Annotated in this window: 18 protein-coding genes and 1 pseudogene; 8 read left to right on the top strand and 11 right to left on the bottom strand. The window is 40.2% G+C overall.

Annotated elements, in window-relative coordinates; genetic code table 11:
- Positions 1-129: 129 nt before the first annotated feature.
- Positions 130-474: a hypothetical protein gene (locus tag CVT15_RS08505; RefSeq protein WP_103576441.1), complete on the bottom strand. Its 345-nt coding sequence runs from the start codon at positions 472-474 to the stop codon at positions 130-132.
- Between the two features lie 3 nt (positions 475-477).
- The gene (locus CVT15_RS08500) at positions 478-1800 is read right to left on the bottom strand and encodes an NFACT RNA binding domain-containing protein (protein ID WP_107898256.1); all 1323 of its coding nucleotides are present in this window, start codon (positions 1798-1800) and stop codon (positions 478-480) included.
- 232 nt (positions 1801-2032) lie between these two features.
- On the opposite strand from CVT15_RS08500, the gene CVT15_RS10070 reads away from it, so the two are divergent.
- From CVT15_RS10070 to CVT15_RS08465, 8 genes and pseudogenes are all read left to right on the top strand, one after another.
- Positions 2033-2224 (top strand): hypothetical protein, encoded by a 192-nt coding sequence (locus tag CVT15_RS10070; protein ID WP_230853924.1) that lies wholly within the window; start codon positions 2033-2035, stop codon positions 2222-2224.
- A gap of 12 nt (positions 2225-2236) precedes the next feature.
- Positions 2237-4165, top strand: a pseudogene (locus tag CVT15_RS08495) (TonB-dependent siderophore receptor); the annotation flags it as partial.
- 84 nt (positions 4166-4249) lie between these two features.
- Positions 4250-5515 carry a 3-isopropylmalate dehydratase large subunit gene (leuC, locus tag CVT15_RS08490; RefSeq protein WP_103576439.1) on the top strand — a complete coding sequence of 422 codons (1266 nt, stop codon included), beginning with the start codon at positions 4250-4252 and terminating at the stop codon, positions 5513-5515.
- Positions 5516-5676: 161 nt separating this feature from the next.
- Positions 5677-6399, top strand: coding sequence for a hypothetical protein (locus CVT15_RS08485; protein ID WP_107898226.1), 723 nt, complete (start codon positions 5677-5679; stop codon positions 6397-6399).
- A 185-nt stretch (positions 6400-6584) separates the two neighbouring features.
- Complete coding sequence (locus CVT15_RS08480) at positions 6585-7160, top strand: molybdenum cofactor guanylyltransferase (protein ID WP_103576437.1); 576 nt, start codon at positions 6585-6587, stop codon at positions 7158-7160.
- Positions 7153-8118: a phospholipase A gene (locus tag CVT15_RS08475; protein WP_107898257.1), complete on the top strand. Its 966-nt coding sequence runs from the start codon at positions 7153-7155 to the stop codon at positions 8116-8118. The genes CVT15_RS08480 and CVT15_RS08475 overlap by 8 nt, the downstream gene beginning before the upstream one ends.
- Positions 8119-8283: 165 nt before the next feature.
- Complete coding sequence (locus CVT15_RS08470; protein WP_103577326.1) at positions 8284-9678, top strand: GntP family permease; 1395 nt, start codon at positions 8284-8286, stop codon at positions 9676-9678.
- Complete coding sequence (locus tag CVT15_RS08465; RefSeq protein WP_103577325.1) at positions 9675-10808, top strand: glycerate kinase family protein; 1134 nt, start codon at positions 9675-9677, stop codon at positions 10806-10808. Before CVT15_RS08470 ends, CVT15_RS08465 begins: the two co-directional genes overlap by 4 nt.
- 318 nt (positions 10809-11126) lie before the next feature.
- Here the strand turns inward: CVT15_RS08465 and CVT15_RS08460 are convergent, their stop codons facing one another.
- From CVT15_RS08460 to CVT15_RS08420, 9 genes are all read right to left on the bottom strand, one after another.
- Positions 11127-12191 carry a tyrosine-type recombinase/integrase gene (locus tag CVT15_RS08460; RefSeq protein ID WP_103577324.1) on the bottom strand — a complete coding sequence of 355 codons (1065 nt, stop codon included), beginning with the start codon at positions 12189-12191 and terminating at the stop codon, positions 11127-11129.
- A gap of 76 nt (positions 12192-12267) precedes the next feature.
- Entirely contained in the window at positions 12268-13128 is an 861-nt protein-coding gene (locus CVT15_RS08455) for an AMIN domain-containing protein (RefSeq protein ID WP_103577323.1), read from the bottom strand.
- A gap of 5 nt (positions 13129-13133) precedes the next feature.
- Positions 13134-13316, bottom strand: a complete 183-nt coding sequence (locus tag CVT15_RS10240; protein ID WP_180378667.1) for a hypothetical protein — start codon at positions 13314-13316, stop codon at positions 13134-13136.
- A gap of 104 nt (positions 13317-13420) precedes the next feature.
- A complete protein-coding gene (eno, locus tag CVT15_RS08445) occupies positions 13421-14671 on the bottom strand; it encodes a phosphopyruvate hydratase (protein WP_103577321.1) in 1251 nt (416 codons plus the stop codon).
- Positions 14671-15768, bottom strand: a complete 1098-nt coding sequence (recA, locus tag CVT15_RS08440; RefSeq protein WP_002940852.1) for a recombinase RecA — start codon at positions 15766-15768, stop codon at positions 14671-14673. Before recA ends, eno begins: the two co-directional genes overlap by 1 nt.
- Before the next feature lie 62 nt (positions 15769-15830).
- Positions 15831-16319, bottom strand: a complete 489-nt coding sequence (locus CVT15_RS08435) for an addiction module antitoxin (protein ID WP_103577320.1) — start codon at positions 16317-16319, stop codon at positions 15831-15833.
- 8 nt (positions 16320-16327) lie between these two features.
- On the bottom strand, positions 16328-17125 hold the full coding sequence (locus CVT15_RS08430; RefSeq protein ID WP_103577319.1) for a UDP-N-acetylmuramate dehydrogenase: 798 nt from the start codon (positions 17123-17125) through the stop codon (positions 16328-16330).
- Positions 17122-17391: a flagellar biosynthesis protein FliQ gene (gene fliQ / locus CVT15_RS08425; protein ID WP_223154231.1), complete on the bottom strand. Its 270-nt coding sequence runs from the start codon at positions 17389-17391 to the stop codon at positions 17122-17124. The genes CVT15_RS08430 and fliQ overlap by 4 nt, the downstream gene beginning before the upstream one ends.
- Positions 17388-18203 carry a menaquinone biosynthesis family protein gene (locus CVT15_RS08420; RefSeq protein ID WP_230854000.1) on the bottom strand — a complete coding sequence of 272 codons (816 nt, stop codon included), beginning with the start codon at positions 18201-18203 and terminating at the stop codon, positions 17388-17390. The genes fliQ and CVT15_RS08420 overlap by 4 nt, the downstream gene beginning before the upstream one ends.
- Positions 18204-18288: the final 85 nt, after the last annotated feature.

The raw sequence follows: 18288 nt of genomic DNA, 5'->3' as shown, positions 1-18288 counted from the left end.
AAGGAGGGTTAAGATTCTCTATTTAATATTTTAAATAAGCTTACTATCAAATATTCTAAATACCTAGTTAAATTTATAAAAAACTCTATTTAGATAAAGTCCTTCAGCTGGAGCTGGGGTGTTTAGGCATCAAATAGTTATGTCAAGCATGTGATGTTCGCTAGGCGCTATTTCCTCACTATCTGCTATATCGTCCAAATTTTCCTCGTCACTATCTCTTGAATTTTGTTTTTCACTCTCAAACTCACTTGCCTCTTCTTCATTTTTTTGGCGCTCATGCTCCTTTTCAGGGTCTATTTTATAAGACTCTTCCATCGGACGCACCTCTTTGATCTCTTCACTTTGTTGTGTAGCAAGCTCAGCTGCCATCAAAGATTGCATATCAAATCTGGCTTGTTGATTTGCATGCACTTGAGATACCACTGGGGCATTTTGGTTTATAAAATTACTATTTCCTAAAGGTGTTACAGCCATTTTTTAGCCTTTATTTATGATGATAGTTTTATAGTTCGTGTAAGTGACATTTGCGCCGTTTTCACGTTTTAAATTTTCACGCTTAGTGTAGTCTACCTCGTACCTGCCAGCTCCCTTTACACTAAATTCCACGCAGAATTTAGCTGCCATTTCTAGCACATCTTCAGGCACCCTACTCTTGTTTGTCTTGATGATGACATGGGCGCTTGGACTATCCTTTAGATGTAACCATATATCGTCTTTTTTAGCAAGGTCAAGCAAATTTATATTGCCTTTTTCGTTTCTACCAACTAGTATTTTAAACTCTCTAACGTAAAAAATTTCAGCATTTTCACTCACATCTTTTACGTGGCGTTCTCTTTGTTTTGCCTTGTTTTTTGGGCTTAAAATTTCAAGCTCATAGAGGCTGTTTGCCTCTTTTAAAAGCGATTTTAATCCTTCAAAAAACTCGATTTTTTCTTTTAAATTTCTCTTTTCTATCTCTACGCCAAGGGCTTTTGCGCGAAGCTTTTTTGATCTTACGTAAAACTCATTTGCGCTGTTTTTTGGAGTATCGCTAAGAGTTAGTTTTATCTCGTTGCCATCAAAATCTTTCAGACAAATTTCCCTCTCATAGCCCTTAAAATTTCCCAAATTTGCGAGCAAAAGCGATCCTAAATTCGAAGCTTCCTCGCTTTTTTTCATTAGCTCATCTTTGTCTTCAAGCAAGTTTAAAATTTCACTCATGCTATCTATCTTTTTTTGTACGCTTGCGAGCTTCGCCTCTTTTAAGCTAGCTATCCTGGACTCATTTACTCTAGCCGCTTCAGCTTTAAAAAAGTGATCAAAGTCCGTTATAGGCTTGCACGGCTTTTCTTTTATCTCGATAGCTGGCAGTTCTTTTAAAATTTCGCCAGTTTCTATTTTTCGGTAGCTATTATCGATGTGTCTTAGTGCCTCGATTATCACGTTATTTTCGTCAGTTATCACAGCATTTGTAAAGCGACCCGTAAATTCAAGATAAAGGACAAAATTTTCACTTTTGTATGAGCCGCTTTGCGTGCAGATAAATTTTAAAATTCTATTATCTTTTAAGCACTCAACGCTTTTTATATGCGAGGCGTTAAAGCGCTTTTTTAGAACATTATCAAAAGGCGCTTGATAAATTTTTGCTTCTTTTTGCTCATCATCTTTATAAATCGCAGAGTTTGATTTATTTAGATCAAAGATGATCTTCTCGCCATTAAATTCGATTAAAATAGCCATATCATTGATGCGTTTTGCTTGGTTTATCTTTGTAAAATTTGATAAATAACTTGCTATTTGAACTAAATGTGCGTACTTCATGCCAAAGATTATATCAGAAATGTTGCAAAAATGTTTTAACAAAAGTTTCATCGCTTTTTATGACAGAGTAGTAAAGATCTGTTTTTTATGGTTCTATTTTTAATTTTGAAAATGCTTCATTTGTAATGTTATTGAAATATAAATTTTTCGTAAATTTTTTCATAAAAATTTAAATCTTGTTTATATATAATGATAACTATTTTTATAATATTAAAATTTTAAGGAATAATAGATGAATAAATTTCGCATTAGTGCGGTGCTTTGTTTTGCTATTTCTGCTTTAAATGCTACTGATGTAAGCTTAGATGGTATCAGCGTTGAAGATAGCACAGACGATGGATATAGAGCCACAACGAGCGAAGTAGGCAAAACAAATACGCCTATTTTAGAGATCCCGCAGACGGTAAACGTCGTGACGCAATAACAGCTAAAAGATAAAAAACCGGAGACTCTAGCCGAGAGCCTTCAAAACGTGAGCGGAGTTAGCTACGGAAACACCACGGGCGGCATCTTTGACTCGATCATAAAAAGAGGATTCGGCGGCGGACGCGACGGCTCGATCATGCGTAACGGCGTGCCCGCTAGCGTCATGCATAGCTTTAACAAAACCGTAGAAAGCGTCGAGGTGCTAAAAGGCCCGGCTAGCTTGCTCTACGGCGCGCAAGAGCCCGGCGGCATAATAAATATGGTCACTAAAAAGCCAAAATACGACTTCTCAAACGAAATTTGGGCTGGTATCGGCAACCGCAACTACTGGAGCGCAGGCTTTGACACCACGGGACCGATCGCGGATAGCGGCTTTGCGTATAGATTTATATTTGATATGATGCAAAAAGACTACTGGAGGGAGTTTGGCGAATATAAAAACGTCCTCTTTGCGCCTTCGCTCTCGTATAAAGGCGATGATTACCGCATAAATTTAGCCTATACGCACACGCGCTCGACCGATCCGATCGACCGCGGTATGTATCTGGTGCCAAGCACGGGCAAGCTACTTCCGATAGATAAGAAAAGACGTCTTGACGAGCCGTTTAATAAACTAAAAACCAGACTCGACACCGTGGACGTAAATTTTGAAAAAAATATCGGCGAGGACTGGCTACTGCGCGGCGCTTACGCGTTTTCCCGCTCCAAGCACGACTACGGTCACATCAGGCTAATGAACGTAAATTTAAACACGGGCGTTGCAGCTAGACGAAACGAATACTACGACGGATTTATCCACCGCACACATGCTGGATCACTAAATTTAAACGGTTACGTGCAAACGGGCGAAATAGAGCACAACCTGCTCTTCGGTATCGACGCCAAGGAGTACTACCGCTATAGACCCGGCGCGCTAAACAGCTACAGCTCAGGCACGACGCACAGAAACTTCCCGATAAATATCTACAGTCCGGTCTACGGCACGGTCGCCTATCCGTCCGACCGAGCCTCCGGTATCCAGTATCAAAAGCTAAGAACGATCGGATTTTACGCGCAAGATAGTATAAATTTGACCGAAAATTTGATCTATTCTCTGGGTGTTAGATACGAATACTACGACCAAGTCGCGCGCGGCACTACTAGCGGACCAAACACCACCGATCAGCAAGACGGCAAATTTACGTGGCAGACGGGGCTTTTATACCTGATAACGCCGGAGTGGTCGGTTTATACCAACTACGCGCAAAGCTTTAGCCCGCAAATGGCGATCAGCGGCGACGACATCGGCGACATAAAGCCAGAAGAAGGCAAAAGTATAGAGCTGGGAACTAAATTTCAAAACGATAGCATAACGGCTAGCGCGGCGGTCTTTAACATCGACAAGAAAAACATCATGCGCACCGTAAATAGCGTAAGTACGCCCGTGGGCGAGGCGCGCTCGAGAGGATTTGAGTTTGACTTTAACGGCCGCGTGACGCAAGGGCTAAGCGTGGGCGCTAGCTACGCATACACTAAAACCGAGGTGCGCAAGGATAGCGGCGCGTTTGCCGTGCTAGTGGGCAAACCGCTAGAAGCCACGCCTAAGCACCAAGCCAGTCTCTTTGCCAACTACGACTTTAGCCATCTAGGCGCAAAAGGCCTAAGGATCGGCGGCGGAGCGAGGTACTTTGGCTCATGGTACACCTACTACATGAGGACGAATTTACCGGCCGTGCCGGCAGGAACGGGCTTTAAGATGGACGATGCGGTCGTTTACGACGCATTTATCAGCTACGATACCAAGATCGCGGGCTACGAGACGAATTTCTCGTTTAACGTCAAAAACTTGACCGACAAGCTCTACTATACGTCCTCATCTACCGGCACGCAGGCTAATATCATACCGATACAGCCGGGGTATGCGAGGCAGTTTATGCTAACAGCTAGCGTTAAATTCTAAATTTACTAGGCCTTTTGGCTTAGTAAATTTTCTTTAAATTTAGCAATTTTCGTTAAAATCGCCTCAAAAATTTAAAGGAAATTTATGAAACAAACTATCACCGAGAAAATATTTTCAGATCACGTTGGTAAAGAGGTAAGCGCAGGAGAGATCATCGAGAGCAAGATCGATATGATCATAGGTAATGACATCACGACGCCTATCTCGATCAAGCAGTTTGAGAGAAGTGGCGCTAAAAAGCTAGCTAACCCAGACGGCTTTGCCATCGTGATGGACCACTACATCCCGACGAAGGACATCCTAAGCGCAAATCAAGCCAAAATTTCACGTGAATTCGCCTACAAACACGACCTTAAAAACTATTTTGACGAAAAAGATATGGGTATCGAGCATGCTCTTTTGCCTGAAAAAGGTCTAGTCATCCCAGGCGACGTCATTATCGGTGCCGATAGCCACACCTGTACACATGGTGCTCTTGGAGCGTTTAGCACCGGTATGGGTAGCACAGATCTAGCCTACGCTATGATCACTGGCAAAAACTGGTTTAAAGTACCTGAGAGCATCAAAGTCGTATTTAAAGGCAAGCTTGACAGACACGTCTATGGCAAGGACCTCATCCTTGAGATCATCCGCCAAATAGGCGTTGATGGCGCACTTTACAAGTCGCTTGAGTTTTGCGGCGAGGTGATAGAGGGCCTTAGCATGGATGATAGATTTTCTATGTGTAACATGGCGATCGAAGCCGGCGGCAAAAGCGGTATCATCGCGGTTGATGAGATTACAAAAGAGTTTTTAAAAGATAAAAATTTGCGCGATAAACCAAAATTCTTCTACTCAGACGAAGGTGCAAAATACGACAAAATTTTAGAGATAGATGTGGCCAATCTTGATCCAGTTATCGCATATCCATTTTTGCCAAGCAACGGCAAGAGCGTAAGAGAGGCTGTAAAAGATGATCTTAGCGTAGATCAAGCGTTTATTGGCTCTTGCACAAATGGTCGCCTAAGCGACCTTCGTATAGCGGCCGAGATTTTAAAAGGCAAAAAAGTAGCTCGAAAAACAAGGCTCATCATCACCCCAGCTACGCAAAAGATCGCTAGAGAGGCCGAAAAAGAGGGTTTGATAGAAATTTTTATCGAAGCAGGAGCAGTTGTGAGCAACCCAACTTGTGGTGCTTGTCTTGGCGGATATATGGGAATTTTGGGTGCAAACGAACGCTGTATCTCAACGACCAATAGAAATTTCGTAGGACGTATGGGCGATAGAACAAGTGAAATTTATCTAGCTAACTCAGCAGTTGTAGCGGCTTCGGCGATAGCAGGAAAGATAGCTGATCCAAGGGATTTATAGACGTTAGCTTTTAAGTCTCTTTGAACAAGTTAGAAATTTTCACACTTTGATAAATCGCATCTTTTATCTTGTGTAAAAATTTCGCCGAGATATCCAAATATATTAAAACTTTACGGCTTTTGTTTTTGATCACCATAAATTTATAAATTTCGGATTTAAAAATGCAAAATATCGATACTATCGTCGAAGTTAGCGAATATAAAGGGCAAAAAAGCCTTATCATAAGCTGCACGCAGCTAGGCGATAGCTTTACGCCACAGTATAAAACCGCGAAGCAAAAAAGAGCCGTGCTTGATCAGTGGTGTGAATTTTTAAGAAGCGAGCCAGACACGTTTAACGAGCTTAACTTTTGCACAAAAATGCCGCAAGAGCTCCTTGATGCGGTGTGCTGTCAAAGAAATTTAAAAAGCCTTCATATCAAATGGGGCTCATACGAGGAGCTTGACGCACTGGCTAGCCTCTCTCATCTAAAATCTCTTTTTATAGGCTCAGGAGCAAGAGTGAAAAGTATAGCACCGATCGCTAAATTAACCGGACTTGAGAATCTATGCGTTGAGAATTTTCAAAAGATAAATGACTACTCATTGTTTGCAAATTTACAGAATTTAAAGAGTCTTGAGATCTGCGGTGACGGACTTTCGCCAAAATTTATCCACATAGATAGCTTAGAGTTTTTACGCCCAATGCCAGGGCTTACCAGCCTCGTGATCTTAGTAGCAAGGCTAAAAAGCAAAGATTATTCACCCATTTTATCTCTAAAAGAGCTCACTCATCTTAGCTTGCCACCACAACACAAACTTTTTGGCCTTTTTGACGAGCTTAGTTCCTTGCCAAATTTAAAAACTGGTCTTTTAAAAGAGAGGGCTGAAATTTATAAAAAATAAAGCCGTCTATAAATTTGAAAGAGTTGTAGTAGCTGGTTTACCGCTAAATTTGCCATGTTTATTCTTGTTTTTATTAAAATACGCTCAAGTTAACAAGCCTTTTAATGAGTTGTCTATAAATTTAAAACCAGCATGCAGAAATTTTGGTTATACTTTTGTAATTTTATAAAATTAAAAGGACAGCAATGCAAACTTGCGTGATTTTAGCAGGTGGCAAAAGCTCGCGTATGGGGCAAGATAAGACACTTTTGCCATTTGGTGGTTTTAAGACGCTTACTCATTATGAGGTTGCGAAATTTAGCAAAGTTTTTGGCGAAGTTTATGTAAGCTCAAAATTTGAGAAATTTAGCCCGCCACTAAAGCTTATAAAAGATGAAAATAGCAATAACTATTCGCCAATGCTCGCACTTTACTCCATTCTTAAAAATTTTGATCATAGCATTTTTGTGATACCAGCTGATATGCCATTTTTTGATCTTAAAAGCTTAGAGGAGCTTGCTAAATTTAAAGATGAATTTGACATGGTTGTGGCTAGTGATAATGAGCACATTCACTCGCTTTGTGGTTTTTTTAGCCCAAGGCTTGCCACTTTGGCTCATGAGTTTTATTTAAAAAATGAGCATAAAATCGGACTTTTGAGAAAAAGCTGTAAATGCAAAGTAGTAAATTTTAAAGATAGTGAGCAGTTTTTTAACATAAATTTCCCTGACGAATACGAAATGGCAAAGAAAATCCAAGAAAAGAAGATAGATGATGAGTAAAATTTTATTATTTTTAAGTCTTAGTCTTAGTTTTTTGATAGCAAGTGGGTTAGATGATTTTAAAAGGGCGCAAGAGCTGGAGCAAAGTGGCGATATAAAGGCTGCGATGCAAATTTATAAAGAGCTAGCCAAAAGCTCTTTAAACGAGCAAAACGTGATGCAAAATTTGCAAACAAGCGAGTCAGCGCCAAAAGAGGCGAAGCTAAAGCAAGCTGATCTTTTAAGAGAAGATAAAAGTGATAAAAATTTACAAAATGCACTTGGTATCGAGCTTTATAAATTTAACTACCTTTTGCCAGTAACTTATGCCAAAAATGTGCCAAACGATGAGCGAAAGAGCGTTGAAACTAAGTTTCAAATAAGCCTTGCAAAGCCGTTGTTTTATGACCTGTTTGGGCTTAGAGAGAGCCTTGTAGCAGCCTACGCGCAGACATCTTGGTGGCAGATAACAAGGACATCTGCGCCATTTCGTGAGACGAACTATCAGCCAGAAATTTTTCTAAATTTTGCTTCTCCAAAATATTTGGAGCAAATAGGCATAAAAAACCTAAAATTTGGACTTTTGCATGAGTCAAATGGACGAGATGGTAGCAATTCAAGAAGCTGGAATAGAGCTTATGTGCAAAGTGATTTTGTTTTTGGTAAGCTTAGCATTTCACCAAGAGCTTGGATGGTAGTGGGCAATAAGGGTGACAATAAAGATATATTAAAATACATCGGGCATGGCGATGTAAGGCTTAGCTACAACCTTAATGATCACATTTTTAGCCTGATGCTAAGAAATAACTTATATTTTTATAAAACAAATAAAGGTGCTGCTGAAATTTCATATATGTTTCCTATTTTCTCAACAGGAGTTTATGGCTATTTGCAGTATTTTACGGGATATGGCGAGAGTTTGATTGATTATAATAGGCATACTGATAAATTTGGTCTTGGTTTTGTTATTTTAAAATAAGCTAAAAATTTTAAACTTATAAAATGGCTAAATTTAGGCAAATAGTCATAAATTTACTCAAATATGTCAAAAAATTTAATTAATCAAAAAACTTAAAAATATTAGAAAAAATACAAGCAAATTTTGCTAAAATCTTAAGCAAAATCTCAGAGCAAAGGAGTTTTTATGAGCGGAATCTCACTAATTGTCTGTTTTATTGTAGCCATCATACTTATGATCGTTATGATCTCTAAGCTAAAAGTGCATCCATTTTTGGCACTTATGAGCATTTCTTTGGTTCTTGCGATCGTCGCAGGTATCGATCTATCCAAAATCCCAGCGATGATAGGTGTTGGCTTTAGTGGCACATTTAAGAGTATCGGTATCGTTATTATCTTTGGAACGATCATCGGCACTGTGCTTGAAAAAACGGGAGCTGCTTTAAAGCTAGCTGATATGGTCGTAAAGCTAGTCGGACAAAAGCGTCCAGAGCTTGCTATGCTTATAATGGGCTGGGTTGTCGGCATTCCGGTATTTTGCGATAGTGGATTTGTCGTTTTAAACTCTATTCGCGAGGCACTTTATAAGAAAATTTCAGCAAGCCCAGTCGCGATGTCAGTCGCTCTAAGTGGCGGCCTATACGCTTCTCACGTCTTCATCCCGCCAACTCCTGGTCCGATAGCAGCTGCAGGAACACTTGGTCTTGGCGGCAATTTACTCCTTGTTATCATTATGGGAACAGTCGTTTCAGTGCCTGTGTTGATAGCTGTTTATTTCTTTTCAAAGAGTGTTGGCAAAAGCGTGACTATCAGCGACAAAGATGCTGACGCTACTATCACAGCTAGTTACGAAGAGCTTTTAAAGAAATTTGGCACGCTACCTAGTGGATTTTTGAGCCTTGCTCCTATCATCATGCCTATCATTTTTATGGCGATTGGTTCTATTGTCGATGTTTTAGCAAAACAAGGCATGTTTGATAAAACGGCTCTCTTGCCAAAGATACTTTTGTTTTTAGGAAATCCTATCATTGCTCTTGCAATCGGCGTGATCTTTTGCGTATTTTTACTAGCTGAGTCTAAAAAGATAAAAGAATTTGACCATATCACGAATGAATCTTTAAAGATTGCTGGACCGATCCTATTTATCACTGCAGCTGGCGGTGTTTTGGGTAACGTTATTACCGAGGCTGGCTTTGTAAATTTCATAAAAGAAAACGCAGCCGCCATAAAAGCGATAGGAATTTTCTTCCCATTCATTATCTCGGCCGTACTAAAAACTGCCCAAGGAAGCTCGACCGTGGCTATCATCACGACAGCATCTATCATGGGTGCGTTTAGTGCTGATAACTCGCTCATGCACACACTTGGCTTTACGACCGAGCTTTCGGCTGCACTTTGCGTCATGGCGATAGCATCTGGTGCGATGTGCGTATCTCATGCAAATGACAGCTACTTCTGGGTTGTGACAAATTTTAGCAAGATGAGCGCAGAACAAGGATATCGCACGCAAACAGCTATGACGTTTATAATGGGTATCGTTGGTATAATTAGCGTTTACATATTATCTTTGGTGCTTTTATGAGAATTTTAGTTGCGATTGATTCATTAAAAGGCTCGCTTAGCTCGCTTGAAGCGGGCCTTGCTGTAAAAGAAGGACTAGAAGAGATTGGCTGCGAGGTTGTTGTTAAACCTATCGCAGATGGTGGCGAGGGTAGTGTAGAGGCGATGGCTGATGCACTTGGTGCGAAATTTATAGATACGATAGTTAAAAATCCACTTGGAGTTGAAATTTTAGCTAGATATGCACTAAAAGATGACCTTGCAATACTTGAAATGTCAAGTGCTTCTGGCCTTACACTCATAAATCCAGACGAGAGAAATCCACTAAAAACTAGCACATTTGGTTTTGGTCAGATGATAAAAGATGCCATTGCTAAAGGTGCTAGAAAATTTATCATTGGCATCGGCGGAAGTGCGACAAATGACGCTGGTACAGGCATGCTTAGCGCACTTGGCTTTAAATTTTATGATAAAAATGGTGCTTTGCTTGAAGGAAAAGGCGAGAATTTAGCCAAAATTTATGAGTTTACAGATGAAGATGCTTTAAAAGAGCTAAAGGATTGCGAATTTTTAATCGCCTGCGATGTAGATAATCCGCTTTATGGCATGAATGGAGCAGCCCATGTTTATGCCCCTCAAAAGGGTGCAAATGGCCGTATGGTAAAAGAGCTTGATGATGGGCTAAAACACTTTGCAACTCTTGTAAAGGAAAAGACTAATAGTAAATTTCACATACAAAAAGGCGCTGGTGCCGCTGGTGGACTTGGCTTTGCATTCGTGGCATTTTTGGGAGCGAAACTTCGACCAGGTATTGAGATCATTACGCAGACCATCGCACTTGAGGATGAGATCAAAAAGGCTGATCTAGTCATCACTGGTGAAGGCCGTATGGACTTTCAAAGCTCAATGGGCAAGACTCCGACTGGGGTTGCAAAACTAGCCAAAAAGTATCATAAGCCAGTGATCGCATTTGCTGGAAGCGTACAAAAATGTGCCAAAGACTGCCACAAAAATGGGATTGATGCCTATTTTTGTATATTAAATGAGCCAGTGAGTCTTGAAGAAGCTATGAGAAAAGATGTCGCGATTAGAAATTTAAAGATGACAGCAGAGCAGGCTGTAAGACTCTTTAAAGTAGCAAATAAACTTTGATATTTAGCAGGCTGGTAAAATTTTACTAGCCCTTAAATCTGATGATTGATTTATAAAAATGGCTATTGTTGGTTTGGGATATAAATTTTTAAAAGGTTTTTTATTAATCTTAAATATAAACTAGAGCTTTAAATTTTTATTTCTTAGTTACTATTTGTTCTTAAAATTTGCCATCATTTTTTCATTGTATTTATATGAAAGATGTTTTTAAATCCCAATAAATCTTACTACTAGGTGGACTTATCTAAATTTATAAATCACGCATAAGTTTTCTCATAAAGCTTTGTTTATTGTGGCTTTTTACACAAGAAGCAAAATCTACTCTCCCGCTAAATCTTCAGCTACCTTTGCAGCAAGTTTTAGTTTGTCGCTATCAAAGTGAGTGTAAATTCTTGAGGTATTTAAGCTTGCATGCCCAAGAGCTTCTTGTACCAAAACAAGGTCTTTTTGCTTTTTGTAAAGCATCGTTGCAAAGGTATGGCGCAGCATGTGGGCACCATTTTTCTCTTTTCTGATGCCAGCTTTAAATAAAATTTGCTCAACTATGCGGCTAACATAAGCCTGCGTAAGCCTGGTGCCTTTTTTATTGATGAAAAGATAGCCTTCTTTGTTGATATAATTTATTGCGATCGCATTTAGATGAGCTTCTATTAGGTGACGTTTTATCATAACGATACGGTATTTGTTACCTTTGCCTCGGATCCTAATGATAAAAAGATCGCCATCTTCAGTGATGTCCTTTCGCTTTAAATTTAGAGCCTCGCTCACACGAATGCCAGTAAAAATTATCGTTTTTATTATGAGCTTATTGCGATTTGAGTTTTGCTTAAAGTCACTTTCTTCGATCGCATCTAGAAATTTTTTGACCTCATCTTCGCCCATAAACTCAGGCAACTTTTGCCCTTTGTTACCGCTCACTCCGCCCCAGTTTTTTAAATTTATATCAAAAACATGGGCCTTGCCATCCTCTTCGTTTTGTTTGTCTAAAAACGCAAAGAAATTTATCACTGAGATGCGGTAATTTTTCTTACTAGCATCGCTTAGTCCGCCAGTTGTACTAGCTAGTATTTCGCTTAGTAGCTCTTCATCGATCTGCTTTAGGCTGCTAAGCTCGTAAAATTTCATCGTTTCATATATTTTTTTAAGTGGATTAAAGTAGGTATTTATGCCAGTAAGTCCTGCGTTTCTCGCGCTTTTTACCAAGCCATCAAGCTGATCAATGTTCTTTATCTCGCGGCTTAGAGCGAAATTTACACTTGCAAGTGCCTTTGGATCCCTAAGCTCTTTATTTGAAAGTGAGCTAAGTTTAAATTTGACGTAGCGAGTGAGCCAAAATATAAATGAGTTTTCAAAATTATCTTTACAATCAAGCGGATATTTCAAACCAATAGCCTTAAATTTTTATTTTGAAAAGTATTATATTTGAAATTTTATAAAATCTAATCTTTTTAAAATTCAACTATAAAAGCTTAAGCAAATATCCATTTTCAGCGGCTTCAAGCTTATATTTATGCATCTTATCAAGCTCTAAAACCACTCTGAAATATCTATCGTGCCAGCCTATGATCACATTTTTAAAATGTTCATTTTCAAGTTTTAAGCTCTTAGTTTTAAAGCTTCTTGGCGGCCTTGCAAAGTCAAGCACGATCTTATTTTTCTCATAAGTAAAATGCTTTAAATTCTTAGCTTTTGTAGCGATTTTTAGCTCTTTGTCGTTGGCTAGAAAGCTTATAAAACCTAGAAATTTAACATCTTTTCCATTTTTGACACTATCAACTGGCTTTGCACTAGGCTCAATCTTTATTTCGACCACCTTTTGTTCAGGCTTTATGGTAGTTTCTTTTGTTTTGTCTGTGCTAAGATCGATTACTACAACATTTGGAGTTGGCATATCTGAAGTTTTATTTCTATCTTTATTTGAAATTTTAGTTTCATTTTTTTCTATTATCACAGGAGTGCTTACTTTTTGACTAGGCATATTTGCCATTGTGACTGAAACATCTAGCTTTTTTGCCACGACTGGTTCTGGATTTTTTACCTTATTTAAAGCAAATTCATCGCTGTAATCGATAGTTTTATTTATATCAGCTAGTCTTTTTTCCTTTATGGTGCCGTCATTTGCTCTATATCTTATAGTGACATCTAGTAAAAGTGCCGCATCGCTTGGAAATTTAAACGAAAGAGAATCAAAGCTATCAAATTTTTCTATGATATTTGTTGTCATAACGCTTGTATTTAGCTCGCTAATAGGCATAAATGGGTTCTCTCTAGCAAAGACGCTTGCTGCAAATATAGATAAAACTAACCAAAATTTTTTCATCATTCCTACTTTTTATTAAAGTCTGGCTCAAGGCCTTGTAATTCAAAATAATCTTTTTGTAGACGCGCGTTCATTTTTTTTAAAATTTCCACGTCTTCGCTAAGCCTCTCTTTTTTGCTCTGAAGGCTTAGCATTACGTCAAGTGAGCGTTTGCCAAACATCATATTGCCCACGTAAAAGGCAAACATAGCCACGCAAATGGTGGCTATGACGTAGCGTAATGTCGGCCGAACAAATTTTATGATTTTATGAAATATGCCATCTTCTTTGCCATATTCATCTAAAATTTCGCTCAAATATTATCCCCTAAAAACTCACCTGCCTCAAGCTCAATCTCGAGCAAGCGGTTGTATTTCGCGTTGCGCTCGCTTCTTGAAGTGGCACCTGTCTTTATCTCGCCAGTGTTTAGTGCGACCGCAAAGTCAGCGATAAACGCATCTTCGCTCTCGCCGCTTCTGTGGCTCATTATGCAGCGGTAGCCATTTCTTTGAGCAAGGCGGACAGTTTGCATAGTTTGCGTGACTGAGCCTATTTGATTTGGCTTGATTAAGATCGCATTTGCGATATTTTTCTCGATGCCTTCGCGTAAAATTTTCTCATTTGTAACAAAAAGGTCGTCGCCAACTAGCTGCACCTTTCTGCCAAGCCTTTTTGTAAGCTCAGCCCAGCCGCTCCAGTCATCCTCGCTAAGGCCATCTTCGATAGAAAATATCGGATATTTTTCGCAAAGTTTTTCGTAGTAGCTAATGAGCTCGTCGCTGCTAAATTTCTTGCCTTCAAGCTCGTATTTGCCATCTTTGTAAAGCTCGCTTGAAGCGACGTCAAGAGCAAGTTTTATCTGGCTGCCTAGCTCATATCCAGCCTCTTTTACAGCTAAGCAGATGAGCTTTAATGGCTCTTCGTTGTCTTTTAAATTTGGAGCAAAGCCGCCCTCGTCGCCGACGGCAGTGCTGTGGCCAGCTGCGTTTAGGATAGATTTTAGCTTGTGATAAATTTCAGTCGCAGCTCTAAGTGCCTCGCTAAATGTGCTAAATCCAAATGGCATGATCATAAATTCTTGAAAATCAACGCTATTGTTTGCATGTGCGCCGCCATTTATGATGTTAAACATTGGCACTGGTAAGATACTAGCGTTTGCACCGCCAAGATAGCGGTAGAGTGGGATATTTAGGCTCTTTGCAGCTGCGCGAGCTACCGCCATAGATACGCCTAGAACTGCGTTTGCGCCTAAATTTGAGTAGTTGTGCGTGCCGTCAAGCTCAAGCATCTCTTCATCGACTGCCTTTTGGTTGTAAGCATCAAGGCCGATTATCGCCTCAGCGATCTTTTCATTTACGTTTGAAACAGCCTTTAGTACGCCTTTGCCAGCGTATCTCTCGTCTTTGTCACGAAGCTCGAGTGCCTCACGCTTGCCAGTGCTTGCGCCGCTTGGTACGATCGCGCTTGCCTCGGTGCCGTCGCTTAGTCTAACTGTCGCGCGGACTGTTGGGTTGCCTCTACTATCTAAAACCTCGTGAGCTTCTACATCTTCAATAAATACCATTATTCATCTCCTGCTTCGTTTGTGTCGTCGTCTTCGTCTTTTGCGCCGCTACTTATTAGGTGATCTATCCCCATTGAGCCTTTGATCGCCGCTACTATCTCATCAGAAATTTCTGGGTGCTCTTTTAGGTAGGCTTTAGCGTTTTCTCTACCTTGACCTAGTTTTTCGGCCTTGTAGCTAAACCACGCACCTGATTTGTCGATGATGTCGAGCTTTACGCCATAGTCGATGATCTCGCCCTCTTTGCTCACACCCTCGCCAAACATGATGTCAAATTCAGCTACTTTAAATGGAGGCGCGACCTTATTTTTAACGACTTTTGCTTTTGTGCGGTTGCCGATAGGCTCGTCGTTTTGTTTAAGTGTGGCTATCTTTCTTACATCGATCCTTACAGATGAGTAAAATTTAAGCGCATTACCACCAGTTGTGGTCTCTGGCGTGCCATATCCCATCATACCGATCTTCATACGAATTTGGTTGATGAAGATAACAGTTGTCTTCATCTTGCTTAAAATTCCAGTTAGCTTTCTAAGCGCCTGGCTCATAAGCCTTGCTTGCAAACCAACGTGCTGATCGCCCATATCGCCGTCTATCTCGCTCTTTGGAGTAAGAGCAGCGACGCTATCAACTACGATAAGATCGATCGCACCGCTTCTTGCAAGTGTCTCAACGATCTCAAGTGCCTGCTCGCCAAAGTCTGGTTGAGAGACGTAAAGGTTGTCGGTATTTACGCCTAAATTTGAAGCGTATTTTACGTCTAGTGCGTGCTCTGCATCGACAAATGCACAAATTCCGCCAGCTTTTTGCGCTTCAGCGATGATGTGAAGTGTGAGCGTGGTCTTACCAGAGCTCTCTGGTCCGTAGATCTCGATGATCCTGCCTTTAGGGACGCCGCCTATGCCAAGAGCCAGATCAAGTCCTAGCGAGCCAGTAGGTATCGACTCGATGGCCTCAACCTCTTTGTCGCCAAGTCTTAAAAGCGTGCCTTTGCCAAAAGCTTTATCGATCTGCTTTAGTGCAAGCTCAAGCGCCTTTTTCTTGTCCGCTTCGCTCTCTGGGATAGCTATCTTTTTGTCACTATCTTTTTCTTTTGCCATTTTTTACCTTATAGTTGAAATTTGGCTTGATTTTATCTAAAAAGAGATGAATTTTACTTGATTTACTCGCAAATTATAATATTTTCGCCAAGTAGCGCAGCGCTATCAATAAGAGCAAAAAGCTGCTCTTTTTCAAATAAAAATCCATAAATTTGATCTTCATTTTTTAGTATCGCAAGCTTAAGCGGCTCTACAAGCGAGTTTGCGCAAAGATTTAAAAAAGCTTCATCGATACTGTTTTGAGAAATTTGGGGTTTGGTTTTGAAATTCTCATCTTTTATAAAAGAGATAAATTTCTCTTGCGAGGTAGATTTATTAAATTTAAAAATTAGTTTTTCTTTTAAGGCTTGGGCTAAAATTTCATCAAATTTAACTAGGTCGATGTAGTTTTGCACACCTAAAATTTGAGCAAAATTTAGCAGATTTTTATCATAACTGGCCACATTTTTCTCATGCTCGCTTTGCGCCTTTTTAGCCCTATAAACGGCATAAAAACCAATCATAATAAATAAAATAGAAAGTGTTAAAACTTCTGCTAAAAACTCACTCATCATCATCCTTATAAAATGCAAACTTCAGTCTTAAGCTCTACGCCAAATTTCTCTAAAACTCTAGCTCTAGCCAAATTTATAAGGCTAGTGGCGTCTTCAAAGCTTGCGTGGTTAAAATTTATCAAAAAATTTGCGTGCTCTTCGCTAAATTTCGCTCCGCCGATCACGTGTCCCTTTAGTCCAACTGCCTCAAGCAACGCCCCTGCAAAGTGTCCCTCAGGATTTACAAAGCAGCTGCCAAAGCTAGCACCTTTTGGTTGATTTGCCCTTTTTGCGCTTATAGCTTCAGAAACGCTCGCGTCAAAGCCACTAGAAAGCTCAAATTTAGCTCCCAAAATGGCCTCATCTATGCCGCTGTGGCGGTAGCTAAAGCTTATCTCATCTTTGCTCACCCAGCCACGAGCCAGACGCACATGCGTGAGGTTGTCGCTTATGCTAAATTTAAGCAGTCCAGCGTTCATTTTTATAAGTCCGCCAAGCATGCCTGGGATATTTTTTAAAAACTCAAGGTGAGCTATGTTGTTTTGTTTGCAGAAGTTATAAATTTTAGCGGATTTTGTCGCAGCACCTATCTCAAGGTAAATTTTCTCGCCGATACGTTCTAAATTTATATAGTCAAAGCTCTTGCCAAGCATCGCCATTTTTGGGGGATTTGGCGAGATAAGAAGGTTGTTGCCCCCGCCTATCATCACAGCGCCTAAAAAGTGAGGCGAGTTTAGGTCTTCAAGGCTATTTACCTCGAAAATTTTATGAACGCCACCTATCCTAACTGAGGTAAATTTAGAAAAATCAACAAGCCTCGTCACTGGATAAATTCCGGTATAAAATCAAGCATGCGAGTGGTAAATTCAACCATCATCGAGATCATCCAAGGCATTAAAAATATGATAACAACGACGACTAGCAAAATTTTTGGCACAAAGCTTAGCGTGGTTTCGTTTATCTGCGTGGTCGCTTGAAAGATGGAGATGATAAGACCTGCTATTAGGCCGCTTAACAGCATCGGAAGGCTGATATAAAGGGCGATCTTAAAGGTTTCAACTCCAAGCGAGACGAGCGTACTTTGCATCAGCTAAACCTTACTTCGTTGTATTCAGTTGGGATTAAGTAGTCGTTTACGTCGATTGGCTTTTCAAAAAAGCCTTTGTCGTAGCCTATTTGATAGAGCTTATTTAGTGCTTTTAGCTGAGTTTCATTCATGCTTATTGACTCGTCATTTGCGTATAAATTTAGATACGTTTTAAGCTCGTCTTTGCCAACTCTGATGAGATTTCGCTCCATTAGCATGTGAGATAAAAATGGCTTGTGCGAAGTGGCTATCCTAACGGCCTCGCTAAGCACCCTCTCGCACTCGATGGCGTCAGTTATGGGTAGGCTTCGTCTAAGCGCCATGCCACCAAGTGGAAGCGGTAAATTTTCGCCATTTAGCTCGCTCCAAATGTCCCAAATTTCACGCTCTACGCAGAGCTGGTCAGAGAAATTTAAGATACTTTCATGTATGAGCACGCCAGCATCGACTTCGCCGCTAAGCACGGCATTTTCGATCTCAAGGAAATTTTTATAAACGATCCTTGCCTCTGGGTAGGCTATGCGAAAGAGCAGGGCATTTGTCGTGTTTTTGCCAGATAACGCGACCTTGAAATTTCGCTTTAGTTGTTTATCTTTTAGCTTGATAAGCTTTGGGCCATATCCTTTGCCAAAGCTCACCGCACAGCGTAAAAGTGCAAATTCATCGCAAATTTTAGGATAGAGGGCAAAGCTAATTGCCGTTGCCTCATAAGTGCCTTTTAGCGCCTCTTCGTTTAACGTTTCTATATCAAGCGCCTTTGATGTGAAGGCTAAATTTTTACTGCTAACCCAGCCAAATTTGACCGCGGCATACATGAAAATATCGTCAGCGTCCGGCGAGTGAGCGACGTTTATGGTTTTTAGATTATGCAAAGATGATCCTTTTTTTGATTACGCCATT

The organism is Campylobacter concisus, assembly GCF_003048595.2.
In the GTDB taxonomy this organism is placed as follows: Bacteria; Campylobacterota; Campylobacteria; order Campylobacterales; family Campylobacteraceae; genus Campylobacter_A; species Campylobacter_A concisus_L.
This window is presented reverse-complemented; position numbering and strand designations above follow the sequence as displayed.